Origin of the sequence: Pyramidobacter sp. C12-8 (assembly GCF_002007215.1) — a bacterium.
Lineage (GTDB): Bacteria > Synergistota > Synergistia > Synergistales > Dethiosulfovibrionaceae > Pyramidobacter.
The window spans coordinates 1-443 of the sequence record NZ_MUHX01000081.1; the positions used below are offsets into that span (position 1 = coordinate 1).

Here is a 443-nt window from a genome sequence, read left to right on the forward strand (position 1 = left end):
TACGGAGTCACGGGTCTGCACCCGTGGGGTTGCCCCATTCAGATATCCGCGGATCAAGGCCTGCTTGCGGCTCCCCGCGGCGTTTCGCCGCTTGCTGCGTCTTTCGTCGGCTGTAAGTGCCTAGGCATCCGTCGTATGCCCTTTCTACCTTAACCTGTTTCAGTTTCGTCCTGTTCGGTTGTCAAATGGCTGGGCGCGCGGGAGGGGGATCCGGTTTCCCGAGGATCTTTCTCCAACGCTGGATGCCGCGCGCTCTTTCGGCGCTCGTTCTTTGGCGTTTTGCGTTTGGCGCTCGGCGCTTTCTTAATCCAGGCATAAAAACGCCCGGTTGGGTTCCTTGACTCGAAGAGGGGAAGAGGAGCGGCGTGAAGCGGGGGAAGATGTTTTGGTATTTCTGTCGTGCAAACGTGCAGCTTGTTTCGTTCAGCTTGAGTTCTCGTTCG

The 443-nt window shown here is 57.8% G+C and carries 1 protein-coding gene and 1 rRNA gene; both read right to left on the bottom strand.

The window, feature by feature from the left end:
* Window positions 1–155, bottom strand: a 23S ribosomal RNA gene (locus B0D78_RS12155); the annotation flags it as partial.
* The coding region (locus B0D78_RS13300; RefSeq protein WP_205948333.1) for a hypothetical protein at window positions 150–443 on the bottom strand (294 nt) is incomplete at its 5' end. The genes B0D78_RS12155 and B0D78_RS13300, both read right to left, overlap by 6 nt.